The sequence below is a fragment of the Geodermatophilus obscurus genome (assembly GCF_900115395.1).
Taxonomy (GTDB): domain Bacteria; phylum Actinomycetota; class Actinomycetes; order Mycobacteriales; family Geodermatophilaceae; genus Geodermatophilus; species Geodermatophilus obscurus_B.
Window position 1 is genome coordinate 307,950 of the sequence record NZ_FOWE01000006.1, and the last position, 20,835, is coordinate 328,784.

The following is a 20,835-nucleotide window of genomic DNA, read 5'->3' on the forward strand; positions in this document are numbered from 1 at the left end:
CGTCCCCTCCGCGAGAGGGGACGGGCGCCGTCGTCTGCGGGCCCCGCTACGGGGCCGTGCCTCACCCGGCGTCGAGGCTCACTCCGCGTCGAGGTCCTGCGCGACCAGGCCGGCGATGTGGTCGACGACGGCCTGGTCGTCGCTGGTGACGGTGACCTCGGTGCCCTTCTGGGCGCCGAGCGTCATGATCATCAGCGGTGAGCCAGCGTCGACGGGAGCACCGCCGGGGGTGGCCAGCGTGACCGGGACCCCGGCCTTGCCGACGGCCTCGGCGATGAGCGCGGCCGGACGGGCGTGCAGGCCGACCCGGGAGCCGACGGTGACGGTCTGACTGGGCATTCGACGTCCTCGCTTCTGGGCGATCGGTGGATGGGTTTGCTGGCAGCCTGCCCTGTCAGGCGCGAGCGGGCGCGCCGACGGTGGCTGCGGAGGCCCCGGCGTGGGTGTGCGCGAGGTCGACGGCGTCCTCGGGGACGTCCGCCTTGGGCCGGCTGATGCTCTTGGCGACGGTGACCGCGAGCGCGCCGACGATCGTGCCCACGATCAGCGCGACCACGAACATGAGCACGCCGTTCATCGCGAAGAACACGAAGATGCCGCCGTGCGGGGCGCGCAGCTCCACGCCGCTGGCCGCGACGATCGCGCCGGTGGTGGCGCCGCCGAGCATCATCGACGGGATGACCCGGAACGGGTCGGCCGCCGCGAACGGGATCGCGCCCTCGGAGATGAACGAGGCGCCCAGCAGCCAGGCGGCCTTGCCGTTGTCCCGCTCGGCCGGGGTGTACAGCTTCGGCCGGATCGCGGTGGACAGCGCCATCGCCAGCGGCGGGACCATGCCGGCGGCCATGACCGTGGCCATGATGACCAGCGGGGCGCCGCTGCCGGCGGCGAGGCCGGTGGTGGCGAAGACGTAGGCCGCCTTGTTGACCGGGCCGCCGAGGTCGAAGCACATCATCAGGCCGAGGATGATCCCGAGCAGGACCGCGGAGGTGCCGGTCAGGCCGTTGAGCCAGTTGCCGAGGCCCTCGAGCGCGGCGGCCAGCGGGCGGCCGAGCAGGACGGCCATGATGCCGCTGGAGATCAGCGTGGCCAGCAGCGGGATGATCACGACCGGCTGGAGGCCGCGGACACCGGTGGGCAGCTTCCAGGAGGCGATCCAGCGGGCCGCGAAGCCGGCGATGATGCCGCCGACCAGGCCGCCGATGAAGCCGGCACCGACGGTCACCGACACGGCGCCGACGACGAAGCCGGGGACGATGCCCGGGCGGTCGGCGATCGCGTAGGCGATGTAGCCGGCCAGCGCCGGGACGAGGAAGCCGAAGGCCGCCTGGCCGAGCACGGTGCAGACCGCCCCGAGGTAGCCGAGGAAGCCGTCGTTGAGACCCTCCGTGGGCGCCGCCGTCGGCAGGTCGAGGAAGGAGTTGTTGAGGACCCAGCTCAGCGCGTAGCTCTGGCCCTCGACGTCGGGGTTGCCGTTGACGATCTGGTAGCCGCCGAAGAGGAAGCCCAGCGCGATGAGCAGACCGCCGGCCGCGACGAACGGGATCATGTAGCTCACGCCGGTGAGCAGCCAGCGGCGGATCTCCGCGCCGGTGCCCGGCCGCCCGCCCGAGCCCGCCCCACCGGCGGCGGCCGCCGCGCCGGCACCGGAGCCGGACACCCGCCGGGCGTTCGGGTCGTCGGCGGCGGCGAGCGCCTCGCGGATCATGACGTCGGGCTCGTTGATCGCCCGCTTGGTGCCCGACTGGATCACCGGCTTGCCGGCGAACCGGTCCTGGTCCCGGACACCGACGTCGACGGCGAAGATGACCGCCTCGGCGTTCCGGACGACCGCGGGGTCCAGCGGCGTGGCGCCAGAGGAGCCCTGCGTCTCGACCTGCAGGTCGACGCCCGCGGCCTGCGCGGCGGCGGTCAGCTTGTCGGCGGCCATGTAGGTGTGCGCGATGCCGGTCGGGCAGGCGCTGACCGCGACGATGCTGCGGCGGGCCGGGGCCTTCCCGGTCGACACGGCCGGGGTGGTCGAGGGGACCGGCGTGCTGGTCGCGGCGGAAGCCCCGGTGCTCGGCTTCGGCGAGACCACGTCCTCGACCAGCGCGACGACGTCGGCCGGCGTGGCGGCGGCGCGCAGGGCGGCGACGAAGTCCGGCCGGACCAGCGCGCGGGCCAGCGCCGACAGCAGGGTGAGGTGGTCGGCGTCCCCGGCCGCGGGCGCGGCGATGAGGAAGACGAGGTCGGCCGGGCCGTCGGCGGCACCGAAGTCGACCCGCGGGGTGAGCCGCCCGAACGCCAGCGACGCCTGCGTGACGGCGGCCGACCGGCAGTGCGGGATGGCGATGCCGCCGGGCAGGCCGGTGGCGGCCTGGGCCTCGCGGGCGAGGGCGTCGCCGGCGAGACCCTCCGCCGAGGTGGCCCGGCCCGCGTCGGCCACGAGCGTGGCCAGCCGTCGGACGACGGCGGCCTTGTCCGAGCCGAGGTCGGCGTCGAGGACGACCAGCTCTGGGGAGATCAGTGCTGACATGACGGACCCTCCGGGGGCGTCAGGGGACGTCGCGGCCGGCGGCCGGGACGGGTTCCGGGGTGGACGGGGGAGTCCCGGGCAGGCCCGGGGAGACGGTCACGGCGGCCGGGTCGACCTGGTCCGGCGTCGGCACGGCCGAGCCCGGCAGGGCGGCGGCCGCCGAGCCGGTGGCGACCGCGCGGGCCAGCCGGTCGGCGGGGGCCGCGCCGGCGAGGTCGGCGAGCAGGTGCCCGGCCAGGCTGGAGTCGCCGGCACCGACGGTGCTGCGGACGGCGATCCGCGGCGCGCGGGCCGACCACACCTCGCCCGCGGCGGTCGACAGCACGGCGCCGTCGCCGCCGAGGGTGAGCAGCACCTCGCCGACGCCGCGCTCGTGCAGCTGCGCGACCGCGGCCGTGAGCGCCGCGGGGTCGGCGAGCAGGTCGGCCTCGCTGGTGCCGGTCACCTGCGCCAGCTCCTCGGCGTTGGGCTTGAGCAGGTCGGGGGCGGCGTCGGGGCCGGCGGCCAGCAGCGCCCGCAGGGGGGCCTCGGAGGTGTCGACGGCGACCCGCGCACCGGTGCCGCGGACGGCGCGGACCAGCTCGGCGTACCAGCCCTCGGGGGTACCGGGGGGCAGCGACCCCGACAGCACCACCCAGCGGGCACCCACGGCCGCGGCGGCCACCGCGGCGGCGAGCGCGGCGCGGAGGCCGGCGTCGAGCGCCGTGCCCGGCTCGTTGAGTTTGGTGGTCGTGCCGTCGGGCTCGGTGAGCGAGTAGTTGGTGCGCACCGGGGCGCCGGTGGGGACGGTGACCAGCGGCAGCCGCAGCGCCTCCAGGGCGGTGACCAGCGGGTCGGTGGGGTCGGCCGGCACGACGGCGAGGACGTCGGCCCGGGCCGCGGCCAGCGCCCGGGCGACGTTGACGCCCTTGCCGCCGGGCTCGGTGGAGCTCGGGCCGAGGCGGGCGACCTCGCCGCGGGCCAGCGGGCCGGGCAGGGCGAGGGTGCGGTCCAGGCTCGGGTTGGCCGTCAGGGTGACGACCCGGCCGCCGGTCACGCGACCAGGACCTCGACGCCGGCGTCGGCCAGCCGCTCGACGACCGCGGGGTCGGCGCCGCCGTCGGTGACCACGACGTCGACGTCCTCGAGGGCGGCGAAGCGGACCAGGTGCTCGCGGCCGAGCTTGCTGCTGTCGGCGAGCACCACGACCCGCTGGCCGGCCCGGACCATGGCCCGTTTGACCGCGGCCTCGGCCTCGTCCGGGGTGGTCAGGCCGTGGCCGGGGGTGATCCCGTTGGTGCCGAGGAAGGCGACGTCGGCGCGCAGGTCGGCCAGCGCGCGCACCGGGGTGTCGCCGACGGCGCACTGGGTGAGCCCCCGCACCCGCCCGCCCAGCACGTGCAGCGTGATGCCCGGCGCGGTGGCCAGCCGCGCGGCGATCGGCACCGAGTTGGTGGCGACGAAGAGGGTGCGGTCGACGGGGAGCACGTCGGCCAGCGCGGCGGTCGAGCTGCCGCCGTCGAGCAGCAGGCTGCCGCCCGGGCCCGGCAGCAGGTCGAGGGCGGCGGCGGCGATCTTGCGCTTGGCCTCGGCCCGGGTGGCGTGGCGGTCGGCCAGGGCCGTCTCCACGAGGGTCAGCGCCCCGGCCGGGACCGCTCCTCCGTGCACCCGGCGCAGCACTCCGGCACGCTCGAGGACGGCGAGGTCGCGGCGGACGGTCTCGGTGGTGACGCCGAACTGCTCGGCCACGGCGGTGACCGCGATGCGGCCCTCCTCCGCGACCAGCGTGCCGATCGCCTGCTGTCGCTCCTCGGCGTACACGGTCCACTCCCTCGCCGTAGCAGTCGTGCCCGAACATGTGGGAACGCCTCTGTGTCTGTGTTGTTCTACGTTGGTTACGTTGACAAGTCAACAGGAGTTCGTGAGGCTGGTCACCGACGGACGACGGCGTCCCCCCAGTCGACGACCACGTGGAGGTCCGCATGTCCACCACCACCGCTCCCACCGTGCTGACCGGGACGCCCGTCGTCCCCGGGGTGGTCCTGGGCCCCGTCGTGCGCCCGGCCGGCGCCGTCCGGCTGCCCGACGCCGTGGCCGCGGAGACGCTGCCCGAGGCCGCCCGGGCCGAGGAGCGGGCGCGCTTCACCGCGGCCGCCGAGACGGTGGCCGGCCGGCTGGCCGCGCGCGCCGCGGCGGCGACCGGGATGACCGCCGAGGTCCTCTCGGCCACCGCCGGCCTCGCCCGTGACCGCGGGCTGCTGGGCTCGGTGGAGCAGCGCATCGACGCCGGCACCCCGGCCGCGGTCGCGACCGTGCAGGCCGCCCAGCAGTTCGTCGACGTCTTCACCTCGCTCGGCGGCGTCATGGCCGAGCGCGTCACCGACGTCCGTGACGTCCGCGACCGCGTCGTCGCCGAGCTGACCGGGCAGGGCGAGCCCGGGGTGCCCGCGCCCGGGACGCCGTCGGTGCTGCTGGCCGACGACCTCGCGCCCGCCGACACCGCCGGCCTCGACCCCGCGCGCATCGTCGGGCTGGCCACGCGGCTGGGCGGCACCACCAGCCACACCGCGATCATCGCCCGCCAGCTCAACCTGCCGCTGGTCGTCGGCGTCGAGGGCCTCGACGCCGTTCCGGAGGGTGCCACCGTGCTCCTCGACGCCGAGGAGGGCGCCCTCACCGTCGACCCGGACCCGGAGTCGGCGACCGCCCAGGTGGACGCCGCGCGGCGCACGGCCCAGGCGCTGGCCGGCTACCGCGGCCCGGCCACCACCCGGGACGGCGTGGCCGTCCCGGTGCTGGCCAACGTCCAGGACGGCCCGGGCACCCGCACGGCGATGGTGGCGCACGCCGAGGGGGTCGGCCTGTTCCGCACCGAGCTGGCCTTCCTCGGCCGGGCCGCCGAGCCCACCGTGGAGGAGCAGGCCACCGGCTACGCCGACGTGTTCGAGGCCGCGGCCGGCCGGCGCGTCGTCCTGCGCACCCTCGACGCCGGGTCGGACAAGCCGCTGGAGTTCGCGACGCCGCCGGAGGAGGCCAACCCGGCGCTCGGCGTCCGCGGCCTGCGCATCGCCCGCCGCGACCCGGGGCTGCTCGACCGCCAGCTCGACGCCGTCGCCGAGGCCGCCCGCCGCACTTCGACGTCGCCGTGGGTGATGGCGCCGATGGTCGCCACCGTGGCCGAGGCCGCCGACTTCGCCGCCCGCGTGCGCGAGCGCGGCCTGGTGCCCGGCGTGATGGTGGAGGTGCCGTCGGTGGCGCTGCTGGCCGACCGGTTCCTCGAGGTCGTCGACTTCCTGTCGATCGGCACCAACGACCTCTCGCAGTACGCGCTGGCCGCCGACCGGCTCTCGGCCGACCTGGCCGACCTCACCGACCCCTGGCAGCCGGCACTGCTGGCGCTGGTCGCGGCCACCGCGGACGCGGGCCGGCGGGCGGGCAAGCCGGTCGGCGTCTGCGGCGAGGCCGCCGCGGACCCGCTGCTGGCGTGCGTGCTGGTCGGCCTCGGCGTCACGTCGCTGTCCTGCGCGGCCCCCGCCGTCGCCGGCGTGGGCGCCCGGCTGTCCGCCGTCGACTCCACGGCCTGCCAGGAGGCCGCCCGCGCCGCGCTGGCCGCCGAGGACCCGCGGGCCGCGCGGGCCGCGGCGCGGGCCGTGCTCACCGCCGGCTGACGAGCGCGGCGGGCGGTCCGCGCCGCTCGCCGCACCGTCCGCCCGCCCGCTCCGTCCCCGCCTGCTCCTGGGGCGGTGTTCGTGGTGTCGGGGTGCTGCAGTGCCCCCGGTGTGCCGGGAACACCCCAGGAGCCGCTCCCACCCGGGCCCGCGGAGCCCCGCCCGCTCCTGCGGTGCCCCCTGCGCTCCTGCGGTGCTGCACGACCGCAGGAGTGCCGGGCGTGCTGCAGGACCGGCCCGGCCGCTCGCCGGGGTGATCCCGCGCTCCTCGGGTCCAGCACCGCCCCCGGCGTGCCGAGAACACCCCCGGAGCGGTCCGTCCGCACGACCCCGTCTCCCTCGCTGGGGTGAACGATCGTCGGGAATGTGACGATGCTCCCTACGGATCATCGGAACATCCGGGTGATCACCTGCTTTACTACTGATGCAGGACCCACACCGGCACCAAAGAGGAGACGACGGACATGAGCATCTCGACCACCTGGCGCCAGCGTCGACAGGTCGCCCGCACGCGGCGTGCGCTCGACCGCGCGCTCGCCCGCACCAGCAGCCCCGCGATGCGTGACGAGCTGCTGACGATGGCCAACAACAGCGGCTTCTGACGCCCTCGGGGTCCCGGTGACCCCTGCGCCCCCGGGCGCGTACCGCACGGCCCCGGTCTGCCTGGCAGCCCGGGGCCGACTGCTGTCCGGGGACCGGCGGTGACCTCCCCCCTTCGGGTCGGCGGCTCAACCCGGGGCGAGCCGGTGCCGATCCAGCGGGGGTGAGTGGACACCGCCGGGGGACCCCGACGCCCGACCGGCCGGGGGACGGCGACACGGCGCACGAGGAGGCCCGGGAGACCTCCGGCGCGACGACCGGGCTGGTCCTCGCCTTCGTCGCCCAGCACGCCGGCGAGGCCGCGGTGCAGGAGGTGCTCGCCCGGGCCGGCGTGCCGTTCACGGCCGACGAGCTCTCCCGGGCCTCGACCTGGACCAGCTATGACACCCGGATCCGGCTGTTCACCGCGGCCGCGGAGGTCCTCGGTGACCCGGGCGTCATGTTCCGGGTGGGCGCCGAGTCGCTGCGCACCGGTATGAACCCCAGCGTGGTCGTCCTGGTGCGCGCCATGGGCTCACCGCGTCAGGTGTTCGCCCGGCTGCCCCGCGCCGTCGCCAACTTCTCCACGACCTCCACCATGGAGGTGCTGGAGGCCGGCGCCACCTCGGCCACGATCCGCTACCGGCTGCACGAGGGCTACGTGCACTCGCGGCTGGACTGCGACTACGCCCGCGGCCTCATCAGCATGGTCCCCACCGTCTTCGGCCTCGCTCCGGCCCACGTGGTGCACGAGGAGTGCGAGTCCGACGGCCACGAGGCCTGCGTCTACCACCTCTCCTGGGACCGGCGCTCCCGGCGGCCCTGGCGGCGGCGGAGCGAGGCGGCCGCGGACGCCGAGCTGGCGGCCCTGCGCAGCCAGGTCCGCGCGCTGCAGTCCGCGGCCACCGACCTGGTCGACGGCGAGGACCTGGACACCGTCCTGTCGCGCATCGTCGAGCGCGCCGCCGCTGCCGTCCTGGCGCCCGCCTACCTGCTCGCCGTCTCCTCGCCGCTCGGCGGTGCGCCGCTGGTGCACAGCTCCGGCCTGCCGCCGGCGGAGGTCCCGGCCCTGACCGCCCGCCTGCTCGCCGGGGAGGACCTCGGCCCCGGCGCGGTCGTCGTCGACGTCGCCTCCGCCCGGCGGACCCACGGCCGGCTGGCCGCGCTGCACCGTCCCGGCGAGGGCGGCCTCGGCGACGAGCGCACCATGCTGGCGGCCTACGCCGGACACGCGGCGGCCGCGCTGGACCTCGTCATGGCCCTGGAGGCCAGCCGGGCGGAGACCCGGCGCGCCGGCGCACTGCTCGAGCTGGCGCACGGTCTGTCCCAGGCGGTCGACGTCCCGGCGATCTGCCAGGCCGTCGCCGGTGCCCTGCCCGGCATCGTGGGGTGCGGCAGCTCCGGTGTCCTGCTGTGGGACCCGGCGGGCGCGGTGCTGCAGACGGCGGCGTGCGCGGGCCTGGGCGCGGAGCAGGAGGGCGTCCTGCGGGCCGCGCGCCTGCACGCCGAGGACGTGCCCGAGCTGTTCGGCATGCTCAGCGACCGCGAGCCGCGGGTGATCACCGCCAGCGGGGGCAGCGCACCCATGCGCGAGCTGCTCACCGCCCTCGGGCTCGGCGACGTCGTCGCCCTGCCCCTGCTCGCCGGCAGCAGGTTCCTCGGCGTCGTCACCGCCAGCTGGGCGGCGGGCGAGACCGCCGACGCGCTCGACCGCGACGTGCTGGCCCGCCTGCGCGGTGTCGGGGACCAGGCCTCGACCGCGCTGCAGAAGGCCCGGCTCCTGGAGACCGTCCGCCACCAGGCCACCCACGACGCGCTCACCGGCCTGCCCAACCGGGTGCTCTTCCGGGAGCGGCTGGTCGCGGCGCTGGCGGCCACGCCGGAGTCCGGCCACGTCGGCGTCCTCTTCTGCGACCTCGACCGGTTCAAGGCGGTCAACGACACCCTCGGCCACGCGGCCGGCGACGAGCTGCTGCGCCAGGTCTCGGCCCGGCTGCGCGCCGCCGTCCGGCCCGGGGACACCATCGGGCGGCTCAGCGGCGACGAGTTCGCCGTCCTGGTGCCCCGCCTGGCCGGGACCCGCGCGGCCGACGCCGTCGTGGCGCGGGTCGCCGCGGCGTTCGACCAGCCGTTCCGGCTCGAGGGCACCCCGGTCGGGGTCGGTACCAGCACGGGTGTGGCCGTGCACTCCGGCCGGTCGGCCGACCCCTCCGCCGACGCCGAGCGGCTGCTGCGGGACGCCGATGCCGCCATGTACCGGCACAAGCAGCGCGAGCACCCGCCGACGTCGGCCCCGCGGGGGGACTGACGAAGGACCGGTGGTCGGCCCCCTGCCGGATCCCGCCCCGAGCCTGCGAGGGGTGGGAGCAGGGGGTCCTCGTGCTAACGCAGCCGAGCCCGCAGGGCGGCCTGCTCGTCGGGGCCGAAGCCGTGCTCGGTCAGCCACCCCAGCGGGCCGCCGTGCCGCTCGTCGAGGATCTCCAGCAGCCGCCGCATCGTCTCCGCGCGCGGGGTGTGGCTGGCGACGTCGCGGTTGGTCATGTCCTCGGCGTAGGTGCGGGAGGAGCGCAGCTTGGCCACCAGTGCGTCGATGACCTCGGCGGTCATCGCGTAGTCGGCCACGATCTCCTCGTGCGGCACCCCCGCCGCGGCGAGCGCGAACATCGCCACCACGCCGGTGCGGTCCTTGCCCGCGGCGCAGTGCACCACCGCCGCGCCGTCCCCGCCGGCGATCACCCGCAGCGCGGCCAGGACGTTGTCCGGCCGGTGGTGCAGGTAGCCGAGGTAGGAGCGCACCGCCGGCGGCTCCACCTCGTCGGCCTCGGTGGTCTGCCGGGGCAGCAGGGTCTCCAGCCAGTCCGAGGGCAGCTCGGGGACGTCGTCCTCCTCGACGGCGAAGACGTCGGTGTGGTGGCCCTTCTCGGGCAGCAGGCTCAGGTGCCGGTGGGTGACGCCCTCGACGTCGCGCAGCGGGCCCCGGCCCTCCAGCAGCACCTCCGCGGTGGTGCGCAGGTCGATGACGTCGCGCAGCGGCAGCTCGGCCAGCCGGCGCAGGTCGTCGTCGCTGAGGGTCTGCAGGTTGTCGCTGCGCAGCACCCGGCCGAACGCGGTCGTGCCGCCGTCGGTGGTGGGCAGCCCGCCCAGGTCGCGCGTGTTGGTGGTCCCGTCGAGTCGCAGCCAGCGGTCGGGGTGCGGTGAGCTCACCCCTCGACCGTACGGCGCGCCGTCAGGCCAGCCGGTCGCACACCTCCAGCAGCCGGGACCGCAGCACGGCGCCGCGGGCGGCGAACCCGCGCTGCGCCGCCACGTACTCCGCCTTGCCCTCCGGCGTCTCGATCCGGACCGGCGCGTAGCCGCGGTCGCGCAGGTCGTAGGGGGAGGCGCGCATGTCCAGCTCCCGCACCTCGGCGGCGAGGGCGAGGCAGTCGGTGACCAGCTCGCCGGGCACGGCGGGGGAGAGCTTGTAGGCCCACTTGTAGAGGTCCATCGTCGCGTGCAGGCAGCCGGGCTGCTCCATGGCGACCTGCGTCGCCCGCGTCGGCTGCAGCCTGTTGAGCCCGACGGCGTCCGGCGTGAAGAACCGGAACGCGTCGACGTGGCTGCACCGGATCGGGTGCGACTCGACGACGGCGTCGGTGCCCGCCCGGCCCAGCCGCAGCGGCACCGCGTGCCGGCGCTCGTCGGCGCGGTAGACCATCGCCCACTCGTGCAGGCCCAGGCAGCCGGTGTGCGCCGGCCGCGACGCCGTCGCCGCGAGCAGGTCGCGCACGAACCGCACGGTGTCCCCGCGCTCGGCCCGGAAGGTGTCGACGTCGAGCCGCACCGCGCCGTCGTCGCCGGTGGCGTACCAGCGCCACCCGGCGTGCGGTGCCGGGCCGGGACCCGGCGCCAGCCGGACGCCCGGGCCCGGGTGCCAGCGGCGCAGCCGGCCCGGCGTCTCGGAGTAGTAGGTGAACAGGAAGTCCAGCACCGGGTGGGTCTCCCCGCGCCGGCGGCGCTCGCGGTGCGGCGCCGTCCACCGCTCGACCCGCGCCTCGTGCGCCGCGGCCCGCGCCGCCCACTCGGCCGCGGGCAGCAGGACGTCGGCGGTCACCCGACCAGGGTAGGAGCGTGCGCGGGCCCCTACCGGGAGGGGAGGCGCGGTGCCACGCTCGGGTGTCCCGACGAGGAGGCGATCGCCATGGCCGGCGACGCGAGGACCACCCGGAAGCCGCTGCTGTGCCGCGTGGGGGTCCACGCCTACGTGCGGCGCCGTCCCGAGGGAGAGCGGCTGCGCGGCCCCGACCACCAGGTCTGCCGGCGGTGCGGGAAGCACCGCGACCTCGACACGAGGGGCATCCCGCCCGGCTTCCTCGGCTGATCCCCGGCCGGGACCCCGCGCCCGGCGTCAGTGGGCGGTCCAGCCGCCGTCCATGCGCAGCGACGTGCCGGTCACCGACGCGGCCGACGGCGAGCACAGCCAGGCCACCGCGTCGGCGACCTCGGCCGGCTCCATCAGCCGCTTGACCGCCGCCGGCGCGAGCATGATCTGCTCGACCACCTGGTCCTCGGAGATCCCGTGGGTGCGGGCCTGGTCGGCGATCTGCCCCTCGACCAGCGGCGTCCGCACGTAGGCGGGTGCCACGCAGTTCGACGTCACCCCGTGCGCGGCGCCCTCCAGCGCCACCACCTTCGACAGGCCCTCCAGCGCGTGCTTGGCCGTCACGTAGGCGGACTTGTACGGCGAGGCGCGGTGGCCGTGCACCGAACTGACGTTCACCACCCGGCCCCAGCCGCGGTCGTACATGTGCGGCAGCGCGCCGCGGACCAGCCGGAACGGCGTCTCGACCATCAGGCGCAGGATCGTCGCGAAGACCTCGGGCGGGAACTCGTGCAGCGGGGCGACGTGCTGGAAGCCGGCGTTGTTGACCAGCACGTCGACGTCGACGTCGATGGCCTCGACGGCGGCCGGGTCGGAGAGGTCCGCGGCGACGGCGGTGCCGCCCACCTCCGCGGCCACCCGCTCGGCGGACGCGGCGTCCCGGTCGACCACGACCACCGAGGCGCCGGCCGCGGCGAGCCGCACCGCGATCGCCCGCCCGATGCCCGAGCCGCCACCGGTCACCAGCGCCCGCCGTCCCCGGAGGTCCTCTGCACCCATGGCGGCGACCCTAGGACACCCGTGACACGCGTCACGGGCGACCCGTGCACGCGCGGCGCCAGGTCGTGAGGGACGGCACCTGTGCCCGGCCGCGGGCGGCGGGAGCGTGGGGGCGTGCCCCGGAGGACCGGCCGACCACGGCCGGCGGGGCGCGAGGAGGAGGCCCCGTGCAGCTCACCCGCCCGGCTCCCGCCCCGGCCGGCCCCACGACCGGGCAGGCCGGCCCCGCCGTCGTGGTCACCGACCTGCGGCGTCGTCACGGCGACGTCGAGGCCGTCCGCGGCATCAGCTTCGAGGTCCACCCCGGCGAGGTCTTCGCCCTGCTCGGCGTCAACGGCGCGGGCAAGACGTCCGCGCTGGAGGTGCTGGAGGGCCTCGCGCCGGCCGCCGGCGGCACCGTCCGCGTGCTGGGCGCCGACCCGCTCGCCGACCGCGCCGCCGTCCGCCCGCACCTGGGCGTGCTCCTGCAGTCGAGCGGCCTGCCGTCCGACCTCACCGTCCGGGAGACCGTCGCCCTGTGGGCGGCCACCCTCACCGCCCCCCGGTCCGTCGAGGAGGCCCTCGCCCAGGTCGGCCTGACCGACCGCGCAGGCCTGCGGGTGCGGAGCCTCTCCGGCGGCGAGCGGCGCCGGCTCGACCTCACCCTCGCCCTGCTCGGCTCCCCCCGCGTGATCGTGCTCGACGAGCCGACCACCGGCCTCGACCCCGAGAGCCGGCGGACGGTGTGGACGCTGGTCCGGCAGCGGGTGGCCGACGGCGCTGCGGTGGTGCTGACCACCCACCACCTCGAGGAGGCCGAGGAGCTCGCCGACCGGATCGCGGTCATGCGCGCCGGCCGGATCGTCCTCTCCGGGACGGCGGCCGAGATCGCCGCCACGCAGCCGGCCACCGTCCGGTTCACCCTGCCCGCGGGCGCCCCGCCCCTGCCCGACGTCCCGGGCGCGACGGTCGTGTCCGCCGCCCCCCGCGTGGAGCTGCACACCCGGGCGCTGCAGCCGGTGCTCGTCCGCCTCCTGGCCTGGGCGGACGCCCACGGCCTCGTCCTGGGCGGGCTCCAGGCCCGCGCGGCATCGCTGGAGCAGGCCTTCCTCGCCGTCGCCGACGGCGCCGACCCCTCCTGACCGTCCCTCTCGAGAGCGAGGAGCCCCCGATGACCACCTCGACCGCCCCGACAGTCACTCCCTCCCGGCTGCGCCGCACGCTGGCGCTGGCCGGCGCCGAGACCCGGCTGCTGTTGCGCAACCGCACCGCCGTCGTCAACTCGGTGCTGCTGCCGTTGCTGCTCGTCGCCGGCGTGCCGGTCGCCGGGCTCGGCGGCGACGGCCCGCTGGGTGCGCGCCTCGCCGTCACCGCGGTCGCCGTGACGCTCGTCTTCCTGACGTACTACAACCTGGTGACCACCTACGTCGCCCGCCGCGAGGAGCTGGTCCTGCAGCGGATGCGCAGCGGCGAGCTCACCCCCGTCGAGGTGCTGCTGGGCACCGCCACCCCCACGCTGCTGGTCACGGTCGTGCAGGTGCTCCTGGTCCTCGCCGGCACCGCGGTGATCGGCGAGTGGTCGGCCCCGGTCGACGTCGTCCTGCCGCTCGTCGCCCTGGTCGGCGGGATGGCGCTCATGACGCTGCTGGCCGCGGCGAGCACGTCGTTCACCCGCACCGCCGAGAGCGCGCAGATCACCACGCTGCCGCTGGTCGTGCTGGCCTCGGTCACCTCCGGCGTGATGGTCCCGCTGGCCGCCTTCTCCGACCAGGTCGCGCAGGTCCTGCGGCTGACGCCCATCGAGCCGATCGTGGAGCTCGCCCGCCTGGGGCTGGCCGGGCAGACCTGGGACGGCCGGGCGGTGGACTGGGCCGGCGCCTGGGCCGCCGCACCGCAGCCCCTGCTGGTGCTGGCCGCCTGGATCGCCGTCGCCGCCGGCGTGGCCTCCCGCGTGTTCGTGTGGGCCCCGCGCCGGTGAGCGGTGCGTCCCCCGTCGGTCGGTACGGCAGCATGAGGGCCGTGCCGACCGTCGCGCGCTGGTGGCGGGACCGCTCCGACCCGCAGCGCCTGGATCTCTACACGCGCTCGTCGTTCTACGGCTGGCTGGCGATGACGCCGCTGCTGGCGGTGCTCGTCGCCGGTTCCGCCGAGGACCCGGCCCCCGGGGCCGGGGTCGTCGCGTTCGTCGGCGGGTCGGTCGCCGTCGCGGTCACGACGGTCGTGCTGGCGCGGTCCTGGCTCGCCGCGCGCCGGGAGGACCGCACGCCCGCGCGGGCGCCGCTGGTCGCCGCCGCGCTCGCCGGCGTGGTGACCGCGGCGCTGGGCGTGCTGGCGTTCGGCGGCCAGGCGGACCGCACGCCGGCCCTGTCCTGGGGGGTGGCGATGCCACTGGCGATGGTGCTCACCGCGGTGACGCCGGTGTGGCCCTCCCGCAGGCTCGCGCGGTGGGGCTTCGGCATCGGCGGGGCGACGGCGGTCGTCGTCCTCGCCGCGGAGACCCCGTTCGAGGTGGCGGCCGTCCTCGCCGTCGTCCTCGGGGCCGCGGTGACCGGGTTGGCCCTGGCCTTCCGGTTCTCGGTGTGGGTGCTCGACGTCGTCGTCGAGATGGACCGCAGCCGCGGGGTGGCGGCGCGGCTGGCGGTCGCCGAGGAACGGCTGCGCTTCGCCCGCGACCTGCACGACGTCCTGGGCCGCGACCTGTCGGTGATCGCCGTGAAGAGTCAGCTCGCGGGCGAGCTGGTCCGCCGCGGGCACCCCGGCGCGACCGACGAGCTCGCCGACATCAGCCGGGTCGCCGAGCAGTCGCTGCGCGAGGTCCGCGACGTCGTCCGCGGCTACCGCACCACCGACCTGGCCGGGGAGCTCGCCGGCGCCCGTTCGGTGCTCCGCGCGGCGGGCATCGGCTGCACGGTGACGGGGGAGGAGGCCGGCGCGGCGCTGCCCGGGCCGGTGCAGACGGCGCTGGGCTGGGTGGTGCGCGAGGCGGTGACGAACGTGCTGCGGCACAGCTCCGCAGGCACGTGCACGATCACCCTGGTCGCGGGCGACCCGGTGCGCCTGCAGGTGGCCAACGACGGCGCCGGGCGCGGGACGGCCACCTGGGGCAACGGCCTGCGTGGCCTGGCCGAGCGGCTGGCCGCGGCGTCCGGGGAGCTGTCCACGGGGCGCGACGGCGACCGGTTCGTCGTCGAGGCCCGGGTACCGGTGGCCACCGCGGACCGCGCGACGGAGGAGGTCCGGTGATCCGGGTCCTGCTGGCCGACGACGAGAACCTCATCCGCTCGGCGCTGGCGGCGCTGCTGGCGCTGGAGGACGACCTCGAGGTGGTGGCGCAGGCCGCCTCCGGCCGGGAGGCGCTGGCGATGGCCCGGGCGCACACCCCGGACGTCGCCGTCCTGGACCTGCAGATGCCCGACCTCGACGGGATCGCCGTGGCGGCGGAGCTGAGGGGACTGGTCCCCGGTTGCCGGGTCGTGGTGGTCACCGGGCACGGCCGCCCCGGGCACCTCAAGCGGGCGCTGGCCGCGGGGGTGCGCGGGTTCCTGCCCAAGACGGTGCCGGCGCCGGTGCTCACCGACGTCGTCCGCACCGTCGCCGGCGGTGGGCGTTACGTCGACCCCGAGCTGGCCGCGGAGGCGATCAGCGCCGGCGACAGCCCCCTGACGCCGCGCGAGGCCGACGTCCTGGAGCTGGCCGCCGGCGGCGCACCGGTGGAGGAGATCGCCGCCCGCGCCCACCTGTCGCCGGGCACGGTGCGCAACCACTTGTCCTCGGCCGCGGGCAAGCTCGGCGCGGTCAACCGGCACGCGGCCGTGGAGGTCGCCCGCCGGCACGGCTGGATCTGACGGCCCCGCCGCGGGGAGGACGGGGCCCTCCCCTAGCTGGCCTCGTTGCCGCCGCGGACCACGGACTCGTCGCGCTGGGCCTCGTCGTCGGTGGTCAGCGTGACGTCCTGCTCGCCGCCGTCGGACCGGTTCTCGCCGGTGACGCCGTCGACCATGTTGGTGCTCGTCGGCCCGTCGGTCGTGTCGGGGGACTCGCGGTAGCCGCTGGTGTCGGACTCGCTCATCAGTCTGTTCCGCCTCCGGATCGCGGGGTGGGGCCGGCGACCTCGCCGGACGGGCCGTCGGTGACGGCGCGGGCGACGTCGGAGTCGGCACGGGCGGGCAGGTCGTCCCCCGAGGCGGCGTCCCGCTCGATCGCCTCGTCGGCGGTCAGGGGGACCTCGTCGAAGCCGGAGCCGGAGCCGGCGCCGGTGCTGCTGTTGTCCCCGGTGCCCGACGCGGTCGGGATGCCCTGCTGGATGCGGTCACTGCCCTGCGGGTCGGTCATGGTGCCTCCGGTCCGACGACGCCGTCGGGAGGGCCATGCCCGCCGTCGTCCCCCCGAAACGGCCGACGGCCGCCTCCCGGGGGAGACGGCCGTCGGCGGTGCACTTCCGCGGAAGTGCACGGGTCAGAAGGCGGCCTCGGGGACGTCCATGAGCGCGTTGTCGGTGGCCTCGACGATCGCCCGCTCGCCGGCCAGGCGGGGCAGCACCTGGGTGGCGAAGAAGCGGGTGGCGGCCAGCTTGCCCTCGTAGAACAGCCGGTCCTTCTCGCTCACCTCGCCGGCCAGCGCACCCAGCGCGACCTCGGACTGGCGGACCAGCAGCCACGCGGTGACCAGGTCGCCGACGGCGAGCAGCAGGCGGGTGGTGTTCTGGCCGACCTGGTACAGCCGTGTCATGTCCTCCTGGGCGCCGCTGAGCTGCCCGAACATGGTGGTGAGCATCGCCTGGACCTCGCCGAGGGCGGTGGCCAGGTGAGCCCGCTCCTCCTTGAGGCGGCCGTTGCCGGCCTCGGCGTCGATCGTGGCCTGGATCTGAGAGGCCAGCCAGGTCAGCGCGACGCCGCCGTCCTTGACGATCTTGCGGAAGAAGAAGTCCTGGCCCTGGATCGCCGTCGTGCCCTCGTAGAGGGTGTCGATCTTGGAGTCGCGGATGTACTGCTCGATCGGGTAGTCCTGCAGGTAGCCCGAGCCGCCCAGGCACTGCAGCGACTCGCTGGTCAGCAGCTGGGTGGCGCGCTCGGAGCCGAAGCCCTTCACCACCGGGAGGAGCAGGTCGTTGACGCGGGCGGCGAGCCGGGCCTCGTCGCTGTCGGCGGTGCCGGCGGCCTCCGCCTCGGTCACCCGGTCGCGGAAGGTGGCGGTGTAGAGGTACAGCGCGCGCATGCCCTCGGCGTAGGCCTTCTGCAGCATCAGCGAGCGGCGGACGTCGGGGTGGTGGGTGATGGTGACCCGCGGCGCGTCCTTGCTGGTGGCGGTGAGGTCGGCGCCCTGCACGCGGCTCTTCGCGTAGTCGAGGGCCACCTTGTAGCCGGCCGACAGCGTGGCGATGGCCTTTGTGCCGACGAACATCCGCGCGTGCTCGATGACCTCGAACATCTGCGCGATGCCGTCGTGCACCTCACCGACCAGCCAGCCCTTCGCGGGCACCGGGCCGTCGCCGAAGGTCAGCTCGCAGGTCGTGGAGACCTTCAGGCCCATCTTCTTCTCGACGTTGGTGACGTACACGCCGTTGCGCTCGCCGAGGGCGCCGGTCCCGAGGTCGACGTGGAACTTGGGGACGACGAACAGCGACAGGCCCTTGGTGCCGGCCTTCGCGCCCTCCGGGCGGGCCAGGACCAGGTGGACGATGTTGTCCGACAGGTCGTGCTCGGCGGAGGTGATGAACCGCTTCACGCCGGTGATGTGCCAGGAGCCGTCGGGCTGCTGCACGGCCTTCGTCCGGCCGGCGCCCACGTCGGAGCCCGCGTCGGGCTCGGTGAGCACCATCGTGGCGCCCCACTTGTGCTCCAGCATCAGCTCGGCCATGCGCTTCTGGTCCGGGGTGCCCAGCTCGTGCAGGATCGCGGCGAACGCGGCGCCCGAGCCGTACATGAAGACGGCGGGGTTGGCGCCGAGGATCATCTCGAAGGCGCCCCAGGTCAGGGCGTGCGGAGCGCCGAAGCCGCCGAGGTGCTCGGGCAGGTCGAGCCGGTACCACTCGCCGTCCTCGATCGCCTTGACCGACTTCTTGAACGACTCGGGGAGCGTGACCGAGTGCGTCGCAGGGTCGAACACCGGCGGGGTGCGGTCGGCGTCGGTGAAGCTCTCGGCGATCGGGCCCTCGGCCAGCCGGCGGATCTCGGCGAGCACGCCGCGCGCGGTCTCGGCGTCCATCTGCTCGAACGGGCCGGTGCCGAACCGGTCCTTGGTCTCGAGGAACTCGAACAGGTTGAACTCGAGGTCCCGCAGGTCAGCGGTGTAGTGGCTCATGGCGGGCTGGCTCCGTTGCTCCGTACCGGTGGGGGCGAGCGGCAGCACCTACTCGCCGGTAACGAACGGTATTACCGGTGGGTAACCAGGAGCAAGAGCGCGGCCCGGGACACGCTCGCAGGAGTCAGGCGAGCGTGTCCCGGGCTGTCGGGGACGTGCGGGTCGGCCGGGGTCAGCGGTTGCGGCGGCGGGCGCGCATCACCGCACCGGCCAGCGAGGCGATCAGCGCCCCCAGCACCGCGGCGATCAGCAGCGCCAGCACGAGGGGCGCGTCGACGTCGGTGAAGACGAGGCTGATCTGCACGGTCTGCCCGTTGAACACGACGAACAGAACCAGGATGACCGTGACGGCGATCAGCAGGGCCAGCGCCAGTCCCATGCCGGCCGTGCGGCCGGCCGTGCGGGCGCGGGACGGCCGATCCGAGCGGGTGGTGGCCGGCGGCGTCGACGCCGGCGTGCCCGTCCCGTACGGAGGAGTGCCGGTCGCGAACGGGTCGGTGCCCGGCGCGGAGGGCCGGGGCTCGGCAGGCGTTCCGGGAGTGGTCACCACAGAGGACTACCGCCCCGGCGGGACCTCAAACAGCGACCACGCCGGGGACGGCACCGCGGGGTTCAGTCCCGGTGGGCCGCCGGCTCGGTCTCCGCGGGGGGCCAGGACGGGCCGGCGGCGCCGTCGGCCGGGCCGGTGGCCTCGGGGCCGTCGGAGTCCGGCGCCGGGGGGCCGGAGGTGCTGCTGCCCAGCGGACCGACGGACCGCGGGGACTCCGGCTCGGGCATCTTCTGCTCGCGGGTGCTCACCGGTCCGAGTCTGCGGCCGCGGGGGTGCGGTGGCGACCGGGACCGTGGCGACCGGGACCGTGGCGACCGGGACCGTGGCGACCGGGACCGTGGCGACCGGGACCGTGGCGACCGGAGCCGCTCAGTCCGACAGGGCCGGCCCTGCCTCGTGCGCGTCGTGCCCGCGGGTCCGCTCGCGCTGCTTCATGCGGGCCTCGTAGACGTGCCGGTCGCCGTCGGCGAGCTCGGTGCGCGCCCGCTCGTCGAAGGACCGGAAGGTCGACCAGTACGAGGCGTCGTAGTCCTCGACGATCTGGAAGGTCCACCGGTCGGCGATGACGTTGCGGCCCACGAGGTCGCGGTCGAGGTCGTCGGCCAGTTGCGTGTGCCCGGCCTTCCGGAACAGGTCGACGGCGTCCTGCAGGAGCAGGTCGGCCTTGCCGGAGTGCTGGTGGAACCCGTAGAGCTGGCCGCGGGCCTGCTCGATCGTCTCGAGGGCCTCGGAGAGCTTGCCCAGCCCCTCCACGGTCGTGTCGTCGAGGTCGGGACGGCTGCGGTCGGCGGTCACCGGCCCATCCTGCGGGCTGCCGCCCGCCCCTGCGCGGCGAGGGGCGGGCGGTCCGGTCCCGGGCACCGGAGCCCGGCGGCGGTGTCGGCGCCGGTGTCAGGCGCCGGCGGCGGAGCGGGCGACGGCGATGTCGACCAGCCGCTCGGCCAGGTCACGGCCGTGCGCGGCCGGGCCGTCGGGACCCAGCAGGCCGCCGGAGAGGTACATGCCGTCGATGATCAGGTGGACCTGGGCGGCCAGGTCCTCGCCGACACCCGGCGCGACCTGCTCGGCCAGCCGCTCCAGCCGCGCGTGCAGCTCGAACTTGTAGTCGGCGGCGGCGCTGCGGGCGGGGTGCTGCGGGTCGTCGTACTCGCTGCTGACGTTGGTGAACGGGCAGCCGCGGAACCCGGCGCGGGTGACCTCGGCCTCGACCGAGCCCACGACGGCGAGCAGTGCGGCGCGCGGGTCGGGCTCGATGCGGATGATGTCGTCGATGTGACCGAGCACGGTGGCGGCCCGGCGGGCGAGGTAGGCGCCGACGAGCTCGTCCTTGCTCTTGAACAGCCGGTAGACGGTCATCTTGCCCAGGCCGGTCTCGCGGACGAGCTCGTCCATGCCCACGCTGCGCGAGCTGCGGGTGGAGAACAACCGCTCCGCGGTGTCCAGGACGATCGACTCCCGCTCCGCGCGGCTGCGGCGGACCGGGACCGGGGCGTCGGCGGCGGCGTCGGCGAGGGAGAGGGCGGGGGCGGTCACGACGGGGATGCTGCCGCCTCCCGTGACGGATCAGTTCGCGGCACGCCGGACGCCCGGCACGGGTGCGTCCTCCTGGGTGCGGAGAGGCGATCGCGCAGGTCGGGACGGCGGGGGGAGGTGGGACCGCTGTGACGACACGCCGGCCGTGCGCGGCGCCGTCCCCGCGCGGGCGGCGTCCTCCCGCGGGTGCCGTCCCCGCGCGGGCGGCGTCCTCCCGCACCGCCGGGCGTCCTCCCTCACGGCGCACGGTGAGGGGGGACGCCCGGCGATCAGGTCACCTGATCGCCGAGTGCCCCGTGACCCCGGGCGGACCGGTCCGTCCCGCCGGTCAGGTGCTGGGGGTGTCGGCCGCGTCCCCGCCGCCGACGTCCTGGCCCTCGGCGGGGTCCTCGGCTCGGGGGGTGCGGCCGTCGTCGTCGGCCTGCTCGCCGGAGGGGTCACCCTCCGCGCGCTCGGGCGATCGCGGCGGCCGTTCGGGCTCGGTCACGGCGTCCTCCTCGGGTCTCGGGACTCGGTCGCGGCTGCCTTGCCCAGCCCGGGCCACCGCCGAACCCACCGGCCGACCGCCACGGTCCGGCGGGCACGGCCG

Annotated in this window: 23 protein-coding genes; 8 read left to right on the forward strand and 15 right to left on the reverse strand. The window is 76.1% G+C overall.

Annotation, left to right across the window (positions count from 1 at the left end):
- Positions 1-78: 78 nt before the first annotated feature.
- The 4 genes from BM165_RS14025 to BM165_RS14040 are packed head-to-tail and all read right to left on the reverse strand — an operon-like array spanning position 79 to position 4,318.
- Complete coding sequence (locus tag BM165_RS14025; RefSeq protein ID WP_075014134.1) at positions 79-339, reverse strand: HPr family phosphocarrier protein; 261 nt, start codon at positions 337-339, stop codon at positions 79-81.
- Between the two features lie 55 nt (positions 340-394).
- On the reverse strand, positions 395-2,518 hold the full coding sequence (locus BM165_RS14030) for a PTS fructose transporter subunit IIABC (protein WP_075014135.1): 2,124 nt from the start codon (positions 2,516-2,518) through the stop codon (positions 395-397).
- Positions 2,519-2,537: 19 nt separating this feature from the next.
- The gene (locus BM165_RS14035) at positions 2,538-3,554 is read right to left on the reverse strand and encodes a 1-phosphofructokinase family hexose kinase (protein WP_075014136.1); all 1,017 of its coding nucleotides are present in this window, start codon (positions 3,552-3,554) and stop codon (positions 2,538-2,540) included.
- A complete protein-coding gene (locus tag BM165_RS14040; RefSeq protein ID WP_075014137.1) occupies positions 3,551-4,318 on the reverse strand; it encodes a DeoR/GlpR family DNA-binding transcription regulator in 768 nt (255 codons plus the stop codon). Before BM165_RS14040 ends, BM165_RS14035 begins: the two co-directional genes overlap by 4 nt.
- Positions 4,319-4,479: 161 nt before the next feature.
- Between BM165_RS14040 and BM165_RS14045 the strand changes: the two genes are divergently transcribed.
- From BM165_RS14045 to BM165_RS26100, 3 genes are all read left to right on the forward strand, one after another.
- Complete coding sequence (locus BM165_RS14045) at positions 4,480-6,165, forward strand: putative PEP-binding protein (RefSeq protein ID WP_075014250.1); 1,686 nt, start codon at positions 4,480-4,482, stop codon at positions 6,163-6,165.
- A 464-nt stretch (positions 6,166-6,629) separates the two neighbouring features.
- Positions 6,630-6,767, forward strand: coding sequence for a hypothetical protein (locus BM165_RS24785; RefSeq protein WP_177225195.1), 138 nt, complete (start codon positions 6,630-6,632; stop codon positions 6,765-6,767).
- 161 nt (positions 6,768-6,928) lie between these two features.
- A complete protein-coding gene (locus BM165_RS26100; protein WP_083427343.1) occupies positions 6,929-9,052 on the forward strand; it encodes a diguanylate cyclase domain-containing protein in 2,124 nt (707 codons plus the stop codon).
- Positions 9,053-9,126: 74 nt separating this feature from the next.
- On the opposite strand, the gene BM165_RS14055 is transcribed toward BM165_RS26100, so the two are convergent.
- Together BM165_RS14055 and BM165_RS14060 are read right to left on the reverse strand one after the other, a co-directional pair.
- Positions 9,127-9,948, reverse strand: coding sequence for a tyrosine-protein phosphatase (locus BM165_RS14055; protein WP_075014138.1), 822 nt, complete (start codon positions 9,946-9,948; stop codon positions 9,127-9,129).
- Positions 9,949-9,970: 22 nt separating this feature from the next.
- Positions 9,971-10,837, reverse strand: a complete 867-nt coding sequence (locus BM165_RS14060) for a 3-methyladenine DNA glycosylase (RefSeq protein ID WP_075014139.1) — start codon at positions 10,835-10,837, stop codon at positions 9,971-9,973.
- A gap of 87 nt (positions 10,838-10,924) precedes the next feature.
- On the opposite strand from BM165_RS14060, the gene BM165_RS14065 reads away from it, so the two are divergent.
- A complete protein-coding gene (locus BM165_RS14065; protein WP_075014140.1) occupies positions 10,925-11,104 on the forward strand; it encodes a hypothetical protein in 180 nt (59 codons plus the stop codon).
- A gap of 27 nt (positions 11,105-11,131) precedes the next feature.
- On the opposite strand, the gene BM165_RS14070 is transcribed toward BM165_RS14065, so the two are convergent.
- Positions 11,132-11,884, reverse strand: a complete 753-nt coding sequence (locus BM165_RS14070; protein ID WP_075014141.1) for a 3-hydroxybutyrate dehydrogenase — start codon at positions 11,882-11,884, stop codon at positions 11,132-11,134.
- A gap of 167 nt (positions 11,885-12,051) precedes the next feature.
- Between BM165_RS14070 and BM165_RS14075 the strand changes: the two genes are divergently transcribed.
- Genes BM165_RS14075 through BM165_RS14090 form a run of 4 tightly spaced genes read left to right on the forward strand, consistent with a single transcriptional unit; the run spans position 12,052 to position 15,708 of the window.
- Entirely contained in the window at positions 12,052-13,005 is a 954-nt protein-coding gene (locus BM165_RS14075; protein ID WP_083427344.1) for an ABC transporter ATP-binding protein, read from the forward strand.
- A gap of 29 nt (positions 13,006-13,034) precedes the next feature.
- On the forward strand, positions 13,035-13,841 hold the full coding sequence (locus BM165_RS14080; protein ID WP_075014142.1) for an ABC transporter permease: 807 nt from the start codon (positions 13,035-13,037) through the stop codon (positions 13,839-13,841).
- A 41-nt stretch (positions 13,842-13,882) separates the two neighbouring features.
- The gene (locus BM165_RS14085; RefSeq protein ID WP_208976741.1) at positions 13,883-15,106 is read left to right on the forward strand and encodes a sensor histidine kinase; all 1,224 of its coding nucleotides are present in this window, start codon (positions 13,883-13,885) and stop codon (positions 15,104-15,106) included.
- The gene (locus BM165_RS14090; protein ID WP_075014143.1) at positions 15,103-15,708 is read left to right on the forward strand and encodes a response regulator transcription factor; all 606 of its coding nucleotides are present in this window, start codon (positions 15,103-15,105) and stop codon (positions 15,706-15,708) included. Before BM165_RS14085 ends, BM165_RS14090 begins: the two co-directional genes overlap by 4 nt.
- A gap of 32 nt (positions 15,709-15,740) precedes the next feature.
- Here the strand turns inward: BM165_RS14090 and BM165_RS14095 are convergent, their stop codons facing one another.
- The 8 genes from BM165_RS14095 to BM165_RS24795 all read right to left on the reverse strand — a co-directional run bounded on the left by BM165_RS14095 (position 15,741) and on the right by BM165_RS24795 (position 20,733).
- Positions 15,741-15,932 (reverse strand): hypothetical protein, encoded by a 192-nt coding sequence (locus tag BM165_RS14095; protein WP_075014144.1) that lies wholly within the window; start codon positions 15,930-15,932, stop codon positions 15,741-15,743.
- Positions 15,932-16,195 (reverse strand): hypothetical protein, encoded by a 264-nt coding sequence (locus tag BM165_RS14100; RefSeq protein WP_075014145.1) that lies wholly within the window; start codon positions 16,193-16,195, stop codon positions 15,932-15,934. Before BM165_RS14100 ends, BM165_RS14095 begins: the two co-directional genes overlap by 1 nt.
- A 123-nt stretch (positions 16,196-16,318) precedes the next feature.
- Positions 16,319-18,163, reverse strand: coding sequence for an acyl-CoA dehydrogenase (locus tag BM165_RS14105; RefSeq protein ID WP_075014146.1), 1,845 nt, complete (start codon positions 18,161-18,163; stop codon positions 16,319-16,321).
- Positions 18,164-18,335: 172 nt separating this feature from the next.
- Positions 18,336-18,710 (reverse strand): LapA family protein, encoded by a 375-nt coding sequence (locus BM165_RS25710; RefSeq protein ID WP_075014254.1) that lies wholly within the window; start codon positions 18,708-18,710, stop codon positions 18,336-18,338.
- A 65-nt stretch (positions 18,711-18,775) separates the two neighbouring features.
- Positions 18,776-18,961 (reverse strand): hypothetical protein, encoded by a 186-nt coding sequence (locus BM165_RS14115; RefSeq protein WP_075014147.1) that lies wholly within the window; start codon positions 18,959-18,961, stop codon positions 18,776-18,778.
- A 121-nt stretch (positions 18,962-19,082) separates the two neighbouring features.
- Complete coding sequence (locus tag BM165_RS14120; RefSeq protein WP_075014148.1) at positions 19,083-19,508, reverse strand: hypothetical protein; 426 nt, start codon at positions 19,506-19,508, stop codon at positions 19,083-19,085.
- A 96-nt stretch (positions 19,509-19,604) separates the two neighbouring features.
- Positions 19,605-20,246 carry a TetR/AcrR family transcriptional regulator gene (locus tag BM165_RS14125; RefSeq protein WP_075014149.1) on the reverse strand — a complete coding sequence of 214 codons (642 nt, stop codon included), beginning with the start codon at positions 20,244-20,246 and terminating at the stop codon, positions 19,605-19,607.
- A gap of 328 nt (positions 20,247-20,574) precedes the next feature.
- Positions 20,575-20,733, reverse strand: a complete 159-nt coding sequence (locus tag BM165_RS24795; protein WP_177225196.1) for a hypothetical protein — start codon at positions 20,731-20,733, stop codon at positions 20,575-20,577.
- Positions 20,734-20,835: the final 102 nt, after the last annotated feature.

Bases quoted from the DNA above. Each gene is read 5' to 3' on its own strand.
- BM165_RS14025 (WP_075014134.1), bottom strand. From the start codon at position 339: ATGCCCAGTCAGACCGTCACCGTCGGCTCCCGGGTCGGCCTGCACGCC.
- BM165_RS14030 (WP_075014135.1), bottom strand. From the start codon at position 2,518: ATGTCAGCACTGATCTCCCCAGAGCTGGTCGTCCTCGACGCCGACCTC.
- BM165_RS14045 (WP_075014250.1), top strand. From the start codon at position 4,480: ATGTCCACCACCACCGCTCCCACCGTGCTGACCGGGACGCCCGTCGTC.
- BM165_RS24785 (WP_177225195.1), top strand. From the start codon at position 6,630: ATGAGCATCTCGACCACCTGGCGCCAGCGTCGACAGGTCGCCCGCACG.
- BM165_RS14065 (WP_075014140.1), top strand. From the start codon at position 10,925: ATGGCCGGCGACGCGAGGACCACCCGGAAGCCGCTGCTGTGCCGCGTG.
- BM165_RS14070 (WP_075014141.1), bottom strand. From the start codon at position 11,884: ATGGGTGCAGAGGACCTCCGGGGACGGCGGGCGCTGGTGACCGGTGGC.
- BM165_RS14080 (WP_075014142.1), top strand. From the start codon at position 13,035: ATGACCACCTCGACCGCCCCGACAGTCACTCCCTCCCGGCTGCGCCGC.
- BM165_RS14095 (WP_075014144.1), bottom strand. From the start codon at position 15,932: ATGAGCGAGTCCGACACCAGCGGCTACCGCGAGTCCCCCGACACGACC.
- BM165_RS14100 (WP_075014145.1), bottom strand. From the start codon at position 16,195: ATGACCGACCCGCAGGGCAGTGACCGCATCCAGCAGGGCATCCCGACC.
- BM165_RS14105 (WP_075014146.1), bottom strand. From the start codon at position 18,163: ATGAGCCACTACACCGCTGACCTGCGGGACCTCGAGTTCAACCTGTTC.